1 protein-coding gene is annotated in these 611 nt (G+C 44.4%); it reads right to left on the bottom strand.

Annotated elements, in window-relative coordinates:
• Positions 1-611, bottom strand: a 611-nt coding sequence (locus CWC18_RS20185; RefSeq protein ID WP_138675990.1) for an IS30 family transposase, incomplete at both ends; no start/stop codon positions are given.

Raw genomic sequence — 611 nt, forward strand, 5'->3', positions numbered from 1 at the left:
TTATATGGCATGTGCCTCTCTATTGTCGCTTTTGTCACTGCATCCGCCGATTTGGACTGCACTTTCGTAGCCAAATAAAATCGACTTTTTCGCTCTAAGATGGTGACGATAGCGCCTGTACCATGCTTACCTAATACAGTGTCGATTTCCCAATCTCCATATCGCTCTCGGCTATCAACAATAGGTGGGCGCTCATCAATTGATATCGCATTTTTAATCGTTGGTGCCTTCTCTTTTAGGCCTTTGCGATATCGCTTATGTCCTTGCCTCAAGTGACGATAGAGCTTGCCACCTTGGCGTTTATCTCGCGCAACACAGCGATAAATCCATTCATGGCTGACACACGCGCCTACGCTTGTTAGCACATTGGAAATTTGCTCAGGACTCCAATCGATACCAAGCAAAAAACGTACAAATTCAATATGCTTAGCAGGTATCCGATACTTGCGAGCTGTTTTGCGCCTGCTAACAGAGTAAGTGTGAGCATTCATAGGGCAATACTGCCCATGTGTTTGGTTTCTTTTTAACTCACGATACACCGTTGCACGATGGCACTTCACTTTTTTGGCAATTTCGGTAATTGAAATTCCCAGTTCCAAAAGGGTAGAAAT

It is taken from the genome of Pseudoalteromonas aurantia, from assembly GCF_005886875.1.
Taxonomy (GTDB): Bacteria; Pseudomonadota; Gammaproteobacteria; order Enterobacterales; family Alteromonadaceae; genus Pseudoalteromonas; species Pseudoalteromonas aurantia_A.